Below are 16,624 nucleotides of genomic sequence, written 5' to 3'. Positions count from 1 at the left end.
TCGTCGTCCAGGGCGAAAACCCAAGTCAATCCTCGGATTTCCTTGAAGATATCCAAGGGATCACTAAGGGGCGACGGAAGGGTCAGTCGGAAGTCGGCGTACCGGGGGGCGCGGTGAAGGAGACCTGGGCGGCGCGCGGGACGATCTCCACCTCGTCGCCGAGGGCCCATTCGGCCACCCGCGAGGCCACGGCGGCGGGCACCTCCTCGCTGATGTCCGGCGCCGCCGGTATGTCGTACGTGGCGTGGGCGTCGTGCGGCAGGACGACCCGGTACTCCAGGTCCAGCGCCGTGCGCGCGGTGGCGCTGACGCACATCTCCGACAACAGGCCGCAGATGGCCAGCGACTCCACGCCGACCTTGTCGAGGAGGTCCTCCAGCGGCGTCTCCTCGAAGGCGTCGTCCGCGGTCTTGTGCAGCACGATCTCGGTCGGTCCGGGCTCCACCGGGAGGTGCAGCTCCCAGCCGGGGCTGCCGAGTTCGTCGTCCTCGCCCTCCGCGCCGTCGTTCTGGAGGTGCACGACGAGCGCGCCGCTCGCCCGCGCGCGGGCGAGCAGGTCGGTGACGCGCTCAAGGAGTTCGGCGGCGGCGGGCACCGCGCCGTCACCGGAGACGAAGGCCGACTGGACGTCGACGATGATCAGGGCTTCAACGGGACTCGGGTTCTTGGACACATGATCGGATTATGCCAACCGGGCTTGGGTCGCCGTGGGTTGGGGCCCGGGGCGCGCTCCGCGCCGAGGGGCGCGGCCTCCCCGGGCCCCGGCCGGGGCCCGGGTCAGCCGTGCTGCATGATCATGATGCAGGTGGTGCCGGGCTCCAGTGCCCGGCAGGTGTGCGGCACATCGCCGGGGTACGACAGATAGTCCCCGGCGGCGAGCTCGACCGGCTCGTCCTGGGGGCCGGCCAGCACCCGCCCGGTCGACACGATCACATGCTCGACGGTGCCCGGCATATGGGGATCGGAGTCCCGCGCGGAGCCGGGTTCCACGCGCAGCAGGTAGATGTCCCGGCGGGCGCCCGGCGGGCTGGAGGAGAGCAGGGTGGCGGTGTAGTCCGCGCGCTCGGAGGGCACGGTCGGCCCTTCCCCGGCCCGGATGATCTGCACCGCCGGGCGCGGCGGGTCGACCAGTGTGCTGAAGGGGACGTCCAGCGCCACGCTCAGCGCCCAGAGGGTCTCCACGCTCGGATTGCCGCTCGCCGACTCCAGTTGGGACAGCGTGGACTTGGCGATCCCGGCCCGCTTGGCCAGCTCGGAGAGGGAGAGCCCGGCGCGGGTGCGCTCCCGGCGCAGGGAGGAGGCGATCCGGTCGAGCGGTAGGCGGGTGCCCTCAGTCATGTTCGCTCCAGAAGTACGATCGTTCGCCTTGACGAACACATTCCATGCTGTTCATTCTATGAAACATGCGTTCGCTCCTCCGAACAAAAGATCCCCGACTGCTGCGCGATGTCACCCTCGTGTGTCTGGCCGACGGTGTGGTCGGGGCCTCCTTCGGCGCCCTCGCGGTCGCCGGCGGCCTGCCGGTCTGGGTGCCGGTGGCCATGTCGCTCCTGGTCTTCGCCGGCGCCGCCCAGTTCAGCGCCGTCGGCATCGTGCTGGCCGGCGGCGGGCCGGTCGCCGCCGTCGCCACCGGGCTGCTGCTCAACGTGCGCAATGTGCCCTTCGGTCTCGCCGTCGCCGACGTGCTCGGCGCCAACCGGCTGACCAGGGCGTTCGGCGCGCATCTGATATCCGACGAGACGGTCGCCTTCGCCCTCGCCCGGTCCGACCGCGCCGGCCGCCGGGCCGCCTTCTGGCTCTCCGGGCTGAGCCTGTACGCCGTCTGGAACGTCTGCGTGCTGGCCGGCGCGCTGGCCGGGAAGGCGGTCGGCGACACCGACGCCCTCGGCCTCGACGCCGCCTATCCGGCGGTGCTGATCGCCCTGGTGCTGCCCGCCCTGCGGGACGCCGGGACCCGCCGCGCGGCGCTGCTCGGCGCCGCCGTCGCCCTGGCCGCCACCCCGCTGCTGCCTCCGGGCCTGCCCGTGCTGCTCGCCCTCGCCGGGCTGCTGGCCGTGCGGAGGGGGTCATGACCTTCGCCGCGATCCTCGTCCTGGCCGCCGGCACCTACGCCTTCCGGCTGGTCGGTCCGCTGCTCCACGGGCGCGTGGAGCTGTCCGCGCGGGTGCGCGACACCCTGGCCACCGGCGCCGTCGTGCTGCTCGTCGCCCTGGTCGCCACCGCCGCCCTCACCCAGTCCCAGGGGTTCGCCGGCTGGGCCCGACCGGCCGGCGTCCTCGTCGGCGGCGTCCTGGCGTGGCGGCGGGCCTCCTTCGTCCTCGTCGTCGTCGGCGCGGCCGCGACCACGGGGCTGCTGCGGCTCGCCGGCGTGTCCTGAGCCGGGCCCGCCGCGCCGGCCACCCACTCGACGCCGGCGGCACCCGGCTGATGACGCGGGGTCGGGCCCTCGTGGTGCGGGGCGTGACCCGCGTGTGTGCGTCGGGGCTCGCGCCACCCCAACGCAGTAGACGGCTCCGCTGTCCGGGTCGCGGCGCGCGCGGCCCGGCCGGGGCGATGGCAGCGTGAACGGTGGTGCGACCGGCGGCGGCACCCCTCGCCCCGGCCTCCGCGTCCTGGACGAACCCGCCTCGTGGAGGTCCCCATGGCCCCTGCCGCCGCCCGCCCCCACCGCGCCGCCCGCCCCACGCCGCCGCGACCGGCCCGTCTGACGGCCTGTCGACCGAGTCGACCCCGCCGCTCGGAATCCCGCGGGCCCACCCGCCCGGCAGCCCACCGGCGCCACCGCGCGCTGCGGACCGCCGTGGCCGCCGCGCTGCTGTGCTGCTGCGCCGCGCTGCCCGGCTGCGCGTGGAGCGAGGAGCGGGGCTCGGACGAGCGGCGCGCCGAACGGCGGCAGCCGCGCACGGCGCCGAAGGCCGAGCCCGAGGCGGCCCGCGACCCCCGGCTGCTGCCGGGCATGCCGCCCCCGCTGGATCCCGAGGACCTCTACGCGGCGGACCGACCGGGCCGGCTGTCGCCGGTGGTCAGGGACTTCCCCGAGCGGGTGTACGTGCCCAACACGCTCTCCGACACGGTGTCCGTCATCGACCCCAGGACGTTCAAGGTCGTCGAGACCATCCCGGTGGGGCACCAGCCGCAGCACGTGGTCCCCTCCTGGGACCTGAAGACGCTGTGGGTCAACAACGACCTCGGCAACACCCTCACCCCCATCGACCCGGCGACCGGCCGGGCGGGGGAGCCGGTGGACGTCCACGACCCGTACAACCTCTACTTCACCCCGGACGGCAGGCACGCGGTCGTCATGGCCTCCATGGACCGGGAGCTGGTCTTCCGGGACGCGCACACCATGCGGGTGGTGAAGGCGGTGCCGGTGTCGTGTTACGGGGTCAACCACGCCGACTTCTCGGCCGACGGCCGCTACTTCATCGTCAGCTGCGAGTTCTCCGGCGAGCTGCTGAAGGTGGACACCGCCCGGATGGAGGTGGTGGAACAGCGGCGGCTGCCGCTGTCGGGCGCGATGCCGCAGGACGTCAAGATCTCCCCGGACGGAAGGACCTGGTACATCGCCGACATGGTGGCGGACGGCGTCTGGGTGCTGGACGGCGACCGCTTCACCGAGCCCCGGCTGCTGCCCACCGGCGACGGCGCCCACGGCCTCTACGTCAGCAGGGACTCCCGCTCGATGTACATCTCCAACCGGGGCGAGGGCAGCGTCTCGGTGCTGGACTTCGCCAGCGGCGAGCTCGTCGACCGCTGGCGGATCCCCGGCGGCGGCAGCCCGGACATGGGCGGGGTGTCCGCCGACGGCAGGGTGCTCTGGCTCTCCGGTCGCTACAACTCCGAGGTGTACGCCATCGACACGCGCGACGGTCGACTGCTGGCCCGCATCCCGGTCGGCGGCGGGCCGCACGGCCTCGCCGTCTACCCCCAGCCGGGCCGCTACTCGCTCGGCCACACCGGCATCTTCCGCTGACCGCGGCCCCGGCGGAGCGCGCGGGCCGGGCCGCGGCGGTCAGCGGGGCGGGTTCACGGCGGTGCCCTTGAAGAAGGTGTAGTGGAAGGTCCCGCCGGCCTCCGCGGTCCGCCGCAGATCGGCCATGCCCCGCTCCCAGGCGGCCCGGTCGGTCAACCCGGTGGCCAGGGCGTCCTCCCGCACCGCCTCGATCATGGCGATGAAGGTGGCGCGGGTGAACCCCTCGACCAGGTCGGGCCGGCTCTCGTCGGCGTAGACGGTGCGCGGCTCCACCGCCACCTCCGCGTAGCCGGCCGCGGTGAGCAGCGGCTGGAGCCGCCGGCCGATCAGCGCGTCCCCGCCGGCGGCGGTCTGGAGCGCGATCTGCCGGTCGATCGTGGCGCGTGCGAAGGCGCTGTCGGGGTGGAAGAACGCCGACCCGTGGTCGCCCTCGACCACGGTGAGGGTGCCGCCCGGTCGCAGCACCCGCCGCAGCCCCGCCAGTGCCCGTCGCGGGTCCCGCAGGTGTTCCAGGACGAAGCAGACGAAGAGGTGGTCGAAGGAGTCGTCGGCGAACGGCAGGGCGAGGAGATCGGCGCACCGCCACTCCACCTCGGCCCCCGGGACCTGGGCCGCCACCCTGGCGCGGGCGAGCGCCAGGGAGTCGGCGGAGACGTCGACCGCGGTCAGCAGCGCTCCGGGGCTGCCCGCCAGCAGGTGCGCCGTCTGCGCGCCGACCCCGCAGCCCACCTCCAGCACCCGACTGCCGGCGGCGTAGGACGTGCCGGCGTGCAGCAGCGTCGCCAGGGTGTCCGCCTGGTCGCCCAACCGGCGGGACTCGTCAGCCGAGTAGCCGTGGACGTAGCCGGTCGAGGACGGGGGAGACGACGAAGAGGCGGGGGAGGCGGGAGACGTGGGGGAGGCGGGGGAGGTCGTCGCTGTGTTCATGGGCTCACCCTTTCGCCACAATGGCCTGATGAACAGGTCCAATGGGCGGCCTACCGACCGGTCCATAACCTCGGGTCCCGGCTCCGACTTCCTCCAACTGGACGTCGCCCGGGCCCCGGTGGGCGGGCTCTCCGACTGGCTCGCCCGGCAGCTGCGGCTGGCCGTCTCGGACGGTCGGCTGCCGGTCGGCAGCCGGCTCCCGGCCAGCCGCGTCCTCGCCGCGGAGCTCCGGATCTCGCGCGGCGTGGTCACCGAGGCGTACCGGCGGCTGGTCGAGGACGGGCACGCCGTGGGGCGCGGGCGCAACGGAACGGTCGTGGTCGCGGCCCCGCTCGCCGCCCCGGCACCCCCGAGGCCGGCCCCCCGCCGAGCCGCCGAACCGGGCGTTCCCGAGGGATTGTTCGTCCCCACGCCCGGCGTCGACGTCTTCGACGCGCTGCGCGCCGTCCCGGCCCGGATCGACCTCTCGCCCGGCCTGCCCGACCTCACCGCCTTCCCGCGCACGGCGTGGCTGCGGGCGGAACGCGCGGTCCTCGACGGGCTCTCCGCCTCCGGACTGGGCTACGGCGACCCGCGCGGGACCCCGGAGCTGCGGCTCGCGGTCGCCGACTGGCTGGCCCGCAACCGAGGGATCCGCGCCGACCCGGACGAGGTGCTGATCGTCGCCGGCACCGCCCAGGCGCTCGGGCTGCTCGGCCAGGTGCTCCGGTCCGACGGCGTCGACGAGGTGGCGGTGGAGGACCCCGGCTCGCTGGGGCTGCGCCAGCACGTACGCGACTGCGGCCTGCGGACGCCACCCGTCCCCGTCGACGCCGAGGGCGTGCGCGTCGACGCGCTGCGCGCCTCCGGGGCACCGGCGGTGCTGCTCACCCCGGCGCACCAGTTCCCCACCGGGGTGGTGCTCGGCGGCGGACGACGGCGCCAGCTGATGCGCTGGGCCGGCGACGGCGGGCTTCTCATCGAGGACGACTACGACGCCGAACACCGCTACGACCGCCCGCCGGCCCCCGCGCTGCGGTCGATGCTCGCCGAGCGGGTCTGCTACGCGGGCAGCGCCTCCAAGCTGCTCGCGCCCGCGCTACGGGTGGGCTGGCTGCTCGCCCCGCCCCGCTACCGGGACGACCTGGTGGCGGCCAAGCGCCTCGCGGACCTCGGCAACGCCGCGCTGCCCCAGTTGGTGCTGGCCCGGCTGATGGACTCGGGCGAACTGGAGCGTCAGCTGCGCCTGTTGCGCCGGAGGCATCGGCGCCGCCGGGACGCGATGATCGAGGCCGTTCGGACCCGGCTGCCGGGGGCGGTCGTCCACGGCGCCGCCGCCGGCCTCCACCTCATGGTCACCTTCGCGGCCGGCGCCGGCTTCGCGGACACCGACCTCGCCGCCGCGGCGCTCGGACGCGGGGTCAAGGTCCATCCGCTGTCCTGGCACTGGCAACGCCCGGACCGACCGGGACTGGTGCTCGGCTACGCGGCGACCGCGCCGACCGCCATCGCTGAGGGAGTGGCCACCCTCGGCGCGCTGGTGCGCGAGCTGGGCCGGTGAGCCCGGCACCGCCGGCGTACGGGGGATGAACGGCGGCAAGGGGAGTGCCGGGCGGCGCGCGCCGGGGGTGCGAATGCCTCCCTTGCCCCCGTATGCGCCTTCGCAAAACCCACCTCTTGTCCCAAAGTGGGAGCATTATGACCCCTCGTCATCAGCCGAGGCACCGTGCGCCCTCGCAGGACCCGCCACTTCGGCCCGCTCCGCCCCACCAGGGCCGGCATGTGCCGTCGCCCGCGCTCGCCCCGCTCCGCCGACCCCTGTTGCCGTTCGCGGCCACCGTCAACCCGGCCGCCCGGGAGGCCGGCCGCCACACCCGGCACTGGGCGACGCGGATGGGCCTGCTCGGTGACGAGTCGGGGCCGGGCTGGCCGGCCGGCTGCGCCCCGCACGCCGCCGCCCGGATGTACCCCCGGGCGCCGACCGGGAAGCTCAACCTGATCAGTGACCATCTGTGGTGGCTGCTCGCTCTCGACGAGCGGTTCGAGCGGCTCGGCCGCGACGGGACGGCGGCGCGGGCGCTCGATCCGGTGCACCGCGCGGTGCTGACCGCGCGCGCCGGCGCGGCACCCCCCGAGGGGCCGACGCCGGACGCCCGGCGGTCGAACCGCGCGGCGCCGGACGACCCGGCGTCGGACCGGGCGGCGCCGGACGACGCGCCGTCGGAGCAGGCGGTGTCGGGCGGCGGTGTCGCGGGGCCGCTGGTGCGCGCCTTCGCCGATCTGCACCGGCGGAGCGGAGCGGCCCTGCCCCGCGGCTGTCTGACCCGCCTGTTGGACGGCCTCGACGGCGTGCTGCGGGGCCTCGCCGTTGAGGCCGCCTCCCGGCACCGTCGACTGCCGCCGAACGAGGCCGAGTACACGGCGCTGCGTCGCGACACCAGCCGCGCCGGGATCTTCGCCGTCTTCACCGAACTCGCGGTCGGCGTCGAGCTGTCGCCCCGGGTGGCCGCCCGCGCCGAGTACCGGGAGCTGATCGACTGCGCGGCGGACATCACGGGTTGGGACCAGGACCTGGCCGCGGTCCGCCGGGACTCCGCCCGCGGCGGGCCGCACAACCTGGTCCGGGTGCTGGCCCGGACGCACGCGCTGAGCCTGCCCCAGGCGGCCCAGCGGACGGCGGAGCGGATCACCCGGCGCGGCGAGGACTATCTGGCCGCCGAGTACCGGCTGTTGTGCGCGCTGGAGCATGCCGAGCTGCCGGCGGTCGAGCGGCTGCGCCACCAGCGGCTCGTCCCCGCGCTGCGGGACACGCTCAGCGGCGTCATCGCCTGGAACCACGCCTGGTCCCAGCTCGGGCGGCCCGAGCCCGGATCGGCCGCCGTCAGCCGTCCGTGGCGATGAGGCGACGAACGCGGTGGGCCGGGGGCCTGTTCGCCACCGCGCTGTCGTACAGGGCCTTGACGTCCTTGTCGAAGTAGGAGCTGTAGGAGATGTCGGCCTTGTCGCCGCCGGTCTTCCAGCCGCCGATGACACCGATGATCCGCCAGCCGGAGCCCTTCTTCACCAGGAAGGGGCCGCCGGAGACGCCGTTGGTGTAGCCGTCGCAGTGGATGCGCAGGAAGCTGCCCGGGATCTTCGGGTCCCTGCTGTCGTAGCGCACGGTCTTGTCCGTGCAGTCCAGCGGGCGCTTCTTGGCGGCGGGGTAGCCGATCAGCCGCACCGTGGGGTGCCGGTAGCCCGGGTTGACGGCCAACTCCGAGCCGCCCACGACGTCCTGGACGTTCCGGCCCGCGCGCTTCTCCAACTGGAGGAAGCTGAAGTCCAGATCGGCGGCCGCGTTCGGGCCCTTGGTGAGATAGCGCTTGTCGACGTAGACCCGGCCCGGCTTGACCGCGAAGGCGCCGTAGGGCTTCCTGCCGTCGTCGTACTTCGGCACGAAGGTGAGCCGCTTGCGGGCCCGCTGGTCGTCGAAGCAGTGTCCGGCGCTCATGACCAGGTTGCGGCCGGGGGAGGAGACCACGGAACCGCTGCAGAAGCGGCCGGCGCCGGTGGCGTCCTGCCAGAAGAAGGTGCCGACCATGGGCAGGCCGCCGAAGGGTCTGCTGTTCGCCGTCGGGCCGGGGGCCCCGGCGCGCGCCGCGATGGGCGCCGCCGGCTTGCCGTCGCCCGCCACCGGACGGGCGGCGCGCATCCGCGCCGGGGTCCAGTAGGCGTCGAAGACGGCGCTGAGTGAGGGGGCCGGCAACGGCGGCGCGGGTCGCCGGGGAGCGGCCGCCGCCGGCTCGGCCGGCGACATCAGCAGACAGGACAGGGCGGCACCCAGGGCGGGCGCCAGGTGCGCGCGGCGCATCGGCATCGTGTGGATCCCCCGTGAAGACGTCGGTTCGTGGCGTACCGGACGGGGCGTCAGAGCCCCGCGGCCGGACCGCGGTCGGGAGTGTACTCGGTCACCAGCAGCGCGATGTCGTCCGCGCGGTCGGGGGAGCGACGGGCTTCCTGCAACAGCCGGTCGGCCAGCTCCTCCAGGGAGTCGGCGCGCGCGTGGGCCAGCGAGCTGCGGAGCCGGTCCACGCCCAGGTCGATGTCGGCGTCCCGGACCTCCACCAGCCCGTCCGTGTACAGGGCCAGCACCGAGCCGGGGGCCAGCTCCCACTCCGTCTCCGGGTAGCCGGCCGTCGGGTCCACACCGAGGACCGCCCCGCCCGGCAGATCCAGGACCTCCGCCCTGCCGTCGGGGTGGCGCAGCAGCGGCGGGCAGTGGCCGGCGCGGACGGCGCGGATCCGGCCGCTCGCGGGGTCGAGCCAGAGGTAGCAGCAGCTGGCGAGCAGCGTGGCATCGAGGTCGATCATGAGTCGATTGGTGCCGGCCACCACCTCGCCGGGGCGGTGTCCGGCGGTGGCGAACGCCCTGACCGCGCTGCGCAGTTGGCCCATGAGGGCGGCGGCCGCGACGCTGTGGCCCTCGACGTCCCCGATGACCAGGGCCAGCCCGCCGCCGGTGGGGATCGCGTCGTACCAGTCGCCGCCGATGTCCATCCCGGTGGTGCCCGGCAGATAGCGGCCCGTGATGCGCACCCCGGCCAGCGCGGGCAGCCGGTGCGGCAGCAGCGCGTGCTGGAGCCCGCGGGCGATGGCGTGCGCCTCGTCGAACAGCCGAGCCCGCTCCAGGGCCTGGGCGATCAGCCCGCCGAGCGCGCCCAGCACGCTGCGCTGCTCGGTGCGGAACCGGTGGACCGCGTCGAAGCCGAGGACACAGGTGCCGACCGGCCGGCTGGAGGCGATCAGCGGGAGATAGACCCAGGAGCGCACCCCGTCCGCCGGGAGGTCCGGATACTCCCGCGCCAGCTGCCGCTCGGACTCGATGAACAGCGGGGTGCCGGTGGTCAGCGTCTCCGTGCCGGGCAGTCGGGCATCCAGCGGCACCCCCTCCAGCCGGCCCGGGAAGTCATCGCGGGGTCCGGCGCGGAAGAGCAGCCGCATGCGGCCGTCGTGGACCTCGAAGATCGCCAGGTGTTGGCCCCCGAAGGCCGCCAGCACCTGCTCGGCGACGACGGCGCACACCTCGCGGGCGGTGACGGCCTCGGTGAGCGCGCTGCCCAGCTGCAACAGGTGGTACATGGCGCCCAGCCGGGGCGGCGCGGAGTCGTCCGGCACGGCGACCGCCGTCGGGGCACCCGGCTCGGGACCCGCTCCGGGCTCGGGACCCGTTCCGGGCTCGGGCCCCCTCGCCGCTTCCGGTTCCGCCTCCGGAATCGAGGCGTGCCCCGGTCCCGGCCCGCGCTCCCGGTCGGAATCCGGCTCCGACCGCGCCGCGTCGGCCGGCGCGGGCCGGTCGGCCGGGGCGACCCGGGCCGTCACCCCGTCGGCCGCCGGGTGCAGGACGAAGGCCAGCCACTGGTCCGGTGGCCGACGGGCGAGGAAGGAGGTGGGCTGCTGGGACACCATCGCGGCCCGGTGCCGGTTCTCGTAGCCGGGGTCGGCCAGCCACGGCAGCACATCCCACAGCCGCAGGCCCAGTACGTCCGCGGCGTCGATCCCCAACAGCCGCTCCAGGCCGTGGTTGACATAGGTGATCCGCCCGTCCGGGTCGAGCGCGACGACCCCGTCGTGCAGCCGCTCGACCGCCGCGACGGCCCGACTTCCCGCGCCGGGATCCAGCACCGCACCCACCAGGTGTGAGCGCGCCGCCTCCCCGGCGTCCTCGGGCACCCGTCCCCACAGCTCGACCGTGCGCAGCCGGTCGTCGCCCCCGCGCACCCGCAGCCGGCGCGCCAGCACCCGGCCGTGCTGGACCGCGGCGCGGGCCGCGGCCCGGAACGCGGCGAGGTCGCCGGGGTGGATCCGGGAGGCCAGGGTGGCGGCCCGGCCGTCGTACCGGGCCGGGTCCAGCCCGAAGATCGCGCACAGCTCGTCGTCGGCCGCCAGGGCGCCGGTGTCCAGCCGCCAGTCGAACAGGCCCACCCGCACCGAGGGGGTGGCCGTGGCCGGGACCTCCAGCACGACCGTGTGCGCGTCGTACTCCACCCGGTGGCCCCGGGCGCGCAGCGCGTCCAGCCCGGCGCCGAGCCGGCCCGCGGTGGCCCGCAGATGTCTCAGCTGGGTCTTGGTCAGCCCCTCGGTGCCGGGCGGCGCGGCCCAGACGACGGCCAGCGCCCCGAAGATCTCCCGCCCCGCCCGGACCGGCACGGTCGCCGAACCGAAGGCGTACGGCAGCGCCACCGCGAGCTGCGGGAAGCGACGCACGGAGGCGTCGCCGTCGGCCAGGTGAACGGTCCGCCCGGAGCGGTAGGCGGCGGCGATGGGGATCGGGCTGTTGACCGGGATGAGCCGCCAGCCGCCCAGCAGCGACGGCGGCGCCCCACAGGCGGCCACCAGCACCAGTGAGCGGCGGTCGTGCGAGCGGAGGAAGACGCTGCCGGCGTAGCCGCCGGTCTCCTCGACCGCCTTGGCCACGGCGGAGGTCAGCAGCTCGTCGCTCTCGGGCGTGTGGTCACCGGGCGGGCCCGCGGCCATGCCGCCGTGGCCCCCGGTGTCGCCGCCGACCGGCGCTCCCACCCGCTCGGTCGGCCCGTCTCGGCCCATGCCTCTCGATTTACGCTCGGTGCCCGGCGGTGTCAAGGAGGGGCGGGGGCGGCCCCGAGCGGCGCCGCCAGAACGGGCCGTCCCAGCGGCGTTCCGCCTGGTAGTAGGCGGCACGCGCGTGCAGGAACTCGGTGTGCACGGCGTCGACGACGCGGGCGTAGCGGGGGAGGGCGGCCCGGTCGCCGGCCGCGTCCGCGGCGATCGCCGCGGCGGCCGCGAGCCCCGTCGCCAGCGCGGCGGTGATCCCGCGGACCGCGAGTGGATCGGTGGCGCTCGCCGCGTCGCCGACGGCCACCCAGCCGGGTCCGGCGGCCGGCACCGTGCGGCTGGTCCCGGCGCTCAGTACGGTGCGCTCCACCCGCCCACCGTGCCCGACCAGCAGGTCCGCGACGTGTCGGGTGGCGCGCAGGGCGCCCCACCACCCCGGCGCGGTCCGCAGCCCGGCGGGGCGCGCCAGGTCCGCGTCGGTGACCGCCATGACCACGCGACGGCCGCGTGGCAGCGGAGCCGTGTACCACCAGCCGTACGGCACGGACTCCACCAGGGAGGTCCGCTCCTCGCCGGAGCGACCGGTCGCGCCGCCCCCGTGAGACGCGCCGCCGCCCTGAGATCCGCCGCTCCCGCCAGATCCGCCGCCCCCGTCAGACCCGTCGGCCGCCGGCAGCAGCGCGCCCACCGCCACCAGATGGTCGGTGGCCAGCACCCGCGCGCCGAGCCGCCGCGCGACGCGGGCGCGGGCACCGGTGGCGTCCACGACGTAGGAGGCGTGGAGGACGCGCGTCTCGGCGCCCGGCAATGGACGGACGGCGCGGTCCGGACCGCGCCCCGGGTACGCGGCCGCCCCGCCCGTGCCCGTGCCCGTGCCCGTGGAGAGCGTCACCCGCCAGCGGTCGTCGACGCGCGCCAGCCCGCTGACGCCGCCCCGTCGGAGCCGGGCGCCGGCCGCGAGGGCGGCCCGGCGCAGCGAGGCGTCGAAGCGGTCGCGGTCCAGATGCCAGCCGGGGCCGTAGGGGCCCTGGAGGAAGGTGGAGTCGGCGAGGTCGGAGTGACCCCAGGCGGAGCGGTGGCCGTGACAGGGGGCGTGACCGTCCCGCAGCACCGCCTCCAGGACGCCGAGCCGCGCCAGCGGGACGCGGGCCGCGGGCGGCAGGCTCTCCCCGATCCGCGGGGAAGCGGGTCGCGCGGACCGCGGAGGCCGTCGACCGCCCACGAGGAAGTCGCCCGGGAGGCAGTCGCCCACGAGGGAGGCGCCCGGGAAGGCGTCGCCCAGGGGGAGGGTGTCGTCCGGAAGGGAGTCGCCCACGGACATGTCGTCCCGGGGACCGGGGTCGACCAGCACCACCGCGGCCCCGGCCCGGGCCAGCGCGAGCGCGGTCGCCGCGCCGGCCGGCCCGGCCCCCGCGACCACGACGTCCACGGTGTCCACGGCGTCGTCACGCTCGGCGACGGGCTCCGGCCCGCCCCCGCCGGCGTCCGTCAATGGACCCCGCCCATGCCGTGGACGCGAAGCCGCAGCGGGCTGTCGGGCTCGCTCACCGGCTGGGGCGTCGACAGGCTCACCCGGACCTCCGGCGGCTGGGCGTCGGGCAGCGGGCAGCCGGCCTCGACCCAGGCGTCGACGATCTCCGCGGGGGACGAGTCGACCGGCAGCTCCGCCGCGAGCCCCGCCTGGTCGACCGGGCCGAACAGCTCCCGGAGGAACTCCGTCCGGCGTGCGGTACGGGCCGTGCCGCCGCCGGCCGCCTCCGACCCGCCCCGGTTGGCCGGGTGCGCGACGGCGGCGAGCAGCACCTCCGTGGGCTGGAGCGACCACCACGCGGCCGGGCGCTCCACCAGATGACCGGGGTTGCCCGGCTGCGGGCCGACCATCGTGTTCCCGTTGGCGGAGAGCCCGTCCGGTCGGGCGCGCAGCACATCGGTCAGCGCGACCATCGACTCCAGCGGGGAGAGCGAGCGCGGTACCGGCCGCTCCCGGGCGAGCGAGTCGATCCACTCCCGCCACAGTGCGGTCTCCGCCTCGGTGAACACCCGGTACATCGGGCCGTTCCAGGCGAACAGCTCGAAGAGCCGGCTGCGGCCGGCGTCCCCCGGGGTGACCCACTCCGAACCGCCCAGCGCCGTCAGCAGGCCCTTCGGGTCGGCGAACCAGTCGTTGAGATAGCTGCCGCCGAGCCGCTTGCGCTCGTGGTTGCGCGCGGCCCAGGGCGCCTTGGCCTTGATCATCTCGATCAGCCGCTGCTCGACCTCGGGCGGTCGGTGCAACAGGGTGAACAGGTCCTCGCCGAGGTTCCCGGTCGTCTGGAAGGCGATGTACCCGTTCCAGACGCGCTGCCACTGCCGCTGCACGGCCTCGTCGCCCCCGCTGGCGTGCTGCTCGTCGAGGTGGAGGACGATGGCGTCGCGGGCGAGCGCGCCGTGCCCGTGCGCCGCGTTGTCGATGCCGATGTGCATGCGGAAGAAGCGCGAGTCGATCCCGTGATGGTCCAGCAGCTCCGCCGTGGGGACGACGTCGAGCACCTCCCACTCCAGCCAGAGCGTCATGCCCAGCAGCTCGGGGAAGAACTCCTCGGGGTGCAGTGAGATCGCCAGTGCGAAGGCGGGCACCGTGAACGCCGAGTCGAGCAGCTCCGGCCGCCGCGCGAAGGCGTGGCTGTCGACCGGTGGCAGGAAGACCCCCAACTGGTGGAGCAGCCCCTGGTAGAGCGCCGAGTGGTTCAGCGCGGGGTTGCCGTCGCCGACCTCCTCCTTCCAGATGGTGAAGAGCAGGGCGTGGATGTCGTCGATCGGCCTGGCCTCGGTGATGTGGCGCAGCCAGACGCCGTCGAGCAGGTTGAACGGCGCCATCTGGCGCAGCCTTTCGACGATCGACGCCCGGGTGGGCGAGAACCTCTCCCGCCGCGGATCGTAGGCGTCCGCCTTCTGGGCCAGCCGGGTGTAGATCAGGTCCAGCCGCTCCTCCAGGTTCTCCCGGGTGTAGCGGAACGGCCGCTGGGTCAGCGGGGTCCGCGGGCTGTGCTGGACGGCGACCGCGTCGGCGAGGACCTTGCGCACATACTCCCGCGAGGCCGCGACCTGCTCGGGGAAGCGGTCCGGGTGCTGCAGGGTGTAGAACCACTCGCGGTCGCTGAGCCCGACGTGCGCGGCGCGCTCGGTCTCGACCAGCACCCGACCGCCGTCCGGCGCCCGGCGGGGAACCACGAAGCCCAACCGGCTCCACTGCCGGACCATGTCGTTGTCGCCGGCGTGCTCGCGGACCCGCCGCCACTCCTCCGCCATCCGCTGCTCGTACGCCGTGTCGCTCTCGCCGGCACCCCGGGGCAGCCTCGGCTTGTGGACCACCTGCTCGCCGACCCCGCGCGCCCACGGCTGCCGGTAGGAGAGCGGCGCGGTCGCGCCCGGCGGGGAGTCCCCGGCGCCCTGGAGCAGCGCCAGGAAGTGGGACTCGGGATAGACGTCGTCGGGCCGCTGCGCCGGCCACCAGTGGGTGTGGCACTCGTAGAAGTCGGCCTGCCAGGGGACCGCCATGTACTTGGTCAGATCGCCCGCCGCGAAGCCCGGACCCAGGTGGAACGGGCCGTCGAAGCTCTCCGGGCGCTGGACGACGTACGTGGTCTCGATGCCGGGGTAGAAGGGCCCGCCGGAGCATGCCTCCAGGGCGGCCCGCAGCAGGGCCCGAGGCTCCTCGGCCGGCGCCGGCTCCCCCGGGGCGGGGGCCGTGCCCGGCCAGTCGGCGGTGAACTCGCCCTCGGCCCAGCGGCGCATCCGCTCGTACCGGCCGGGCGGCAGCGCCATCCAGCGTCGCGGCCTGCCGTCCACCGGGTCCCCGTCGTCGCCGGCGAGCTGCGGCATGAACTCGGAGGTGGCCTCGGCCACGCTCTGGCCCGGACCGCGCAGCCGCCGGAACACGGCCCGGCGCAGCTCCCGGTGCGCCGGGTCGGCCGAGGCGAGGCGCGCCAGCAGCCGCGGCGCGGTGAAGTCACCGGCCTCACCGGTGCCGTGGCCGCGCAGGGCCGCGGCGTTGACCCACTGGTGGTCGGAGAGGCGGCTCAGGATCGGGTGGACGTGGCGGGTGAAGGAGACCTCGTCCCCCGGGCCGTGCGGCTCCAGCCCCTGGGCCTCGGCGATCACGTCCCAGAGGGTGACGAGGTTGGTGGTGTGCGGCGAGAAGTCCGGCGGGCCGACGATCACCCAGGCGGACCGCGCGTCGAGCCGCCGCGGCCCGTCCGCGCCGCGCAGCGTGACCGTCGCGGTGACCGGGCCGTCCGAGACGTCGTCGTACCAGTAGTCGTTGTTGGCGTAGTGCGTGATCGCCCGTTCCGGCTCGCTCGCGCCCGAGCGGCCGAAGCCGCCCAGCACCAGCAGCCGCCCGCGGTCGTCGGTGCGCAGCTCGCCCAGCGGCACCGGGATGCCCAGGAAGGTGCCGGTGTCGAACCGGGCCCCGGAGCCGTCCTGGCCGGGACCGGTGACGGTGCGCGGGCCCGGCTTGATCACCAGCTCCGCGCGCGCCCGCGGGTCGTCGACCGGGATGTGCTGGTTGCGCCGCAGACGTGGCTCGTCCGCCGGCGGCTCCTGGTAGCGACCCAGGAACCGGAACCACTCGGCCTTGGCGTTGGCGAGCTCGACCGTCCAGGAGATCTCGGCGGTCTCGGCCGTCAGCTCGCCCAGGACGTTCCCGTCCGCGTCGTAGCCGTAGACCCGGAACCGGGCCGCCTGGCGCTTCACCCGCCCCGCGGCGTCCTTGAAGCCGCCGTCCGGCTGGGGCGGCACCCCCGGCCGTTCGGGGCCGACGAAGAAGGCGGTGGGGCTGTCGCCCACGCGCGCGATGCCGATGGTCGGGTGGATCTCGCAGCGCACCACGTCGTCAGGGTTCACGAGGACCAGGCTGCGGCACCGAAGGGTCGGATACACGGACCGTCACCTGCGCGGAGCAGCGGCGCGCGGCAGCCGGCCCGCCCCGCCCCCTCGGGGTCCGCCGACGGACCTCGCCCCCGCCCGTCCCTCCTCGGCGTCCGCCGACGGACCTGGCCCGAAACGCCGGCGGCCGGCTGAACCGAGGGTTCAGCCGGCCGAACGGCGGCGGAGGTTGCGTCCGGGGGACCTCCGCCGCCGGGACACCCCGTCCACGGAGCGTTGTCGAGGGGGTGCCGTCCTGGGAGGGGTGGG

12 protein-coding genes are annotated in these 16,624 nt (G+C 75.4%); 5 read left to right on the top strand and 7 right to left on the bottom strand.

Annotation, left to right across the window (positions count from 1 at the left end):
* Nucleotides 1-82: 82 nt before the first annotated feature.
* Together CD790_RS16420 and CD790_RS16415 are read right to left on the bottom strand one after the other, a co-directional pair.
* Nucleotides 83-673: an isochorismatase family protein gene (locus CD790_RS16420; RefSeq protein WP_144383970.1), complete on the bottom strand. Its 591-nt coding sequence runs from the start codon at nucleotides 671-673 to the stop codon at nucleotides 83-85.
* 104 nt (nucleotides 674-777) lie between these two features.
* On the bottom strand, nucleotides 778-1,338 hold the full coding sequence (locus CD790_RS16415; RefSeq protein WP_186319053.1) for a helix-turn-helix domain-containing protein: 561 nt from the start codon (nucleotides 1,336-1,338) through the stop codon (nucleotides 778-780).
* A gap of 65 nt (nucleotides 1,339-1,403) precedes the next feature.
* Here CD790_RS16415 and CD790_RS16410 point away from each other — a divergent pair, with 65 nt between their 5' ends.
* The 3 genes from CD790_RS16410 to CD790_RS16400 all read left to right on the top strand — a co-directional run bounded on the left by CD790_RS16410 (nucleotide 1,404) and on the right by CD790_RS16400 (nucleotide 3,973).
* Complete coding sequence (locus CD790_RS16410; RefSeq protein WP_144383968.1) at nucleotides 1,404-2,072, top strand: AzlC family ABC transporter permease; 669 nt, start codon at nucleotides 1,404-1,406, stop codon at nucleotides 2,070-2,072.
* Entirely contained in the window at nucleotides 2,069-2,377 is a 309-nt protein-coding gene (locus CD790_RS16405; RefSeq protein ID WP_144383967.1) for an AzlD domain-containing protein, read from the top strand. Before CD790_RS16410 ends, CD790_RS16405 begins: the two co-directional genes overlap by 4 nt.
* A 264-nt stretch (nucleotides 2,378-2,641) precedes the next feature.
* Nucleotides 2,642-3,973 (top strand): YncE family protein, encoded by a 1,332-nt coding sequence (locus CD790_RS16400; protein WP_144383966.1) that lies wholly within the window; start codon nucleotides 2,642-2,644, stop codon nucleotides 3,971-3,973.
* 39 nt (nucleotides 3,974-4,012) lie between these two features.
* On the opposite strand, the gene CD790_RS16395 is transcribed toward CD790_RS16400, so the two are convergent.
* Nucleotides 4,013-4,900, bottom strand: coding sequence for a methyltransferase domain-containing protein (locus CD790_RS16395; protein WP_144383965.1), 888 nt, complete (start codon nucleotides 4,898-4,900; stop codon nucleotides 4,013-4,015).
* A gap of 28 nt (nucleotides 4,901-4,928) precedes the next feature.
* Between CD790_RS16395 and CD790_RS16390 the strand changes: the two genes are divergently transcribed.
* Together CD790_RS16390 and CD790_RS34635 are read left to right on the top strand one after the other, a co-directional pair.
* A complete protein-coding gene (locus CD790_RS16390; RefSeq protein ID WP_144383964.1) occupies nucleotides 4,929-6,440 on the top strand; it encodes a PLP-dependent aminotransferase family protein in 1,512 nt (503 codons plus the stop codon).
* A gap of 221 nt (nucleotides 6,441-6,661) precedes the next feature.
* Nucleotides 6,662-7,780: a terpene synthase family protein gene (locus CD790_RS34635; RefSeq protein ID WP_186319052.1), complete on the top strand. Its 1,119-nt coding sequence runs from the start codon at nucleotides 6,662-6,664 to the stop codon at nucleotides 7,778-7,780.
* On the opposite strand, the gene CD790_RS16380 is transcribed toward CD790_RS34635, so the two are convergent.
* The 4 genes from CD790_RS16380 to CD790_RS16365 are packed head-to-tail and all read right to left on the bottom strand — an operon-like array spanning nucleotide 7,761 to nucleotide 16,333.
* Nucleotides 7,761-8,735: a serine protease gene (locus tag CD790_RS16380; RefSeq protein ID WP_260867623.1), complete on the bottom strand. Its 975-nt coding sequence runs from the start codon at nucleotides 8,733-8,735 to the stop codon at nucleotides 7,761-7,763. The two genes, CD790_RS34635 and CD790_RS16380, sit on opposite strands and share 20 nt — an antisense overlap.
* Nucleotides 8,736-8,785: 50 nt before the next feature.
* The gene (locus tag CD790_RS16375; RefSeq protein ID WP_260867622.1) at nucleotides 8,786-11,461 is read right to left on the bottom strand and encodes a SpoIIE family protein phosphatase; all 2,676 of its coding nucleotides are present in this window, start codon (nucleotides 11,459-11,461) and stop codon (nucleotides 8,786-8,788) included.
* A gap of 10 nt (nucleotides 11,462-11,471) precedes the next feature.
* On the bottom strand, nucleotides 11,472-12,941 hold the full coding sequence (locus CD790_RS16370; RefSeq protein WP_144383963.1) for an NAD(P)/FAD-dependent oxidoreductase: 1,470 nt from the start codon (nucleotides 12,939-12,941) through the stop codon (nucleotides 11,472-11,474).
* The gene (locus CD790_RS16365) at nucleotides 12,938-16,333 is read right to left on the bottom strand and encodes a LodA/GoxA family CTQ-dependent oxidase (protein ID WP_144383962.1); all 3,396 of its coding nucleotides are present in this window, start codon (nucleotides 16,331-16,333) and stop codon (nucleotides 12,938-12,940) included. The genes CD790_RS16370 and CD790_RS16365 overlap by 4 nt, the downstream gene beginning before the upstream one ends.
* Nucleotides 16,334-16,624: the final 291 nt, after the last annotated feature.

Origin of the sequence: Streptomyces sp. SAJ15 (assembly GCF_007595705.1) — a bacterium.
Lineage (GTDB): Bacteria > Actinomycetota > Actinomycetes > Streptomycetales > Streptomycetaceae > Streptomyces.
This window is presented reverse-complemented; position numbering and strand designations above follow the sequence as displayed.

What these genes read in the sequence shown, in the direction of transcription:
- CD790_RS16375 (WP_260867622.1), bottom strand. Translation starts at nt 11,461, where the DNA reads ATGGGCCGAGACGGGCCGACCGAGCGGGTGGGAGCGCCGGTCGGCGGC.
- CD790_RS16395 (WP_144383965.1), bottom strand. Translation starts at nt 4,900, where the DNA reads ATGAACACAGCGACGACCTCCCCCGCCTCCCCCACGTCTCCCGCCTCC.
- CD790_RS16415 (WP_186319053.1), bottom strand. Translation starts at nt 1,338, where the DNA reads ATGACTGAGGGCACCCGCCTACCGCTCGACCGGATCGCCTCCTCCCTG.
- CD790_RS16400 (WP_144383966.1), top strand. Translation starts at nt 2,642, where the DNA reads ATGGCCCCTGCCGCCGCCCGCCCCCACCGCGCCGCCCGCCCCACGCCG.
- CD790_RS16390 (WP_144383964.1), top strand. Translation starts at nt 4,929, where the DNA reads ATGAACAGGTCCAATGGGCGGCCTACCGACCGGTCCATAACCTCGGGT.
- CD790_RS16405 (WP_144383967.1), top strand. Translation starts at nt 2,069, where the DNA reads ATGACCTTCGCCGCGATCCTCGTCCTGGCCGCCGGCACCTACGCCTTC.
- CD790_RS16380 (WP_260867623.1), bottom strand. Translation starts at nt 8,735, where the DNA reads ATGCCGATGCGCCGCGCGCACCTGGCGCCCGCCCTGGGTGCCGCCCTG.
- CD790_RS16410 (WP_144383968.1), top strand. Translation starts at nt 1,404, where the DNA reads ATGCGTTCGCTCCTCCGAACAAAAGATCCCCGACTGCTGCGCGATGTC.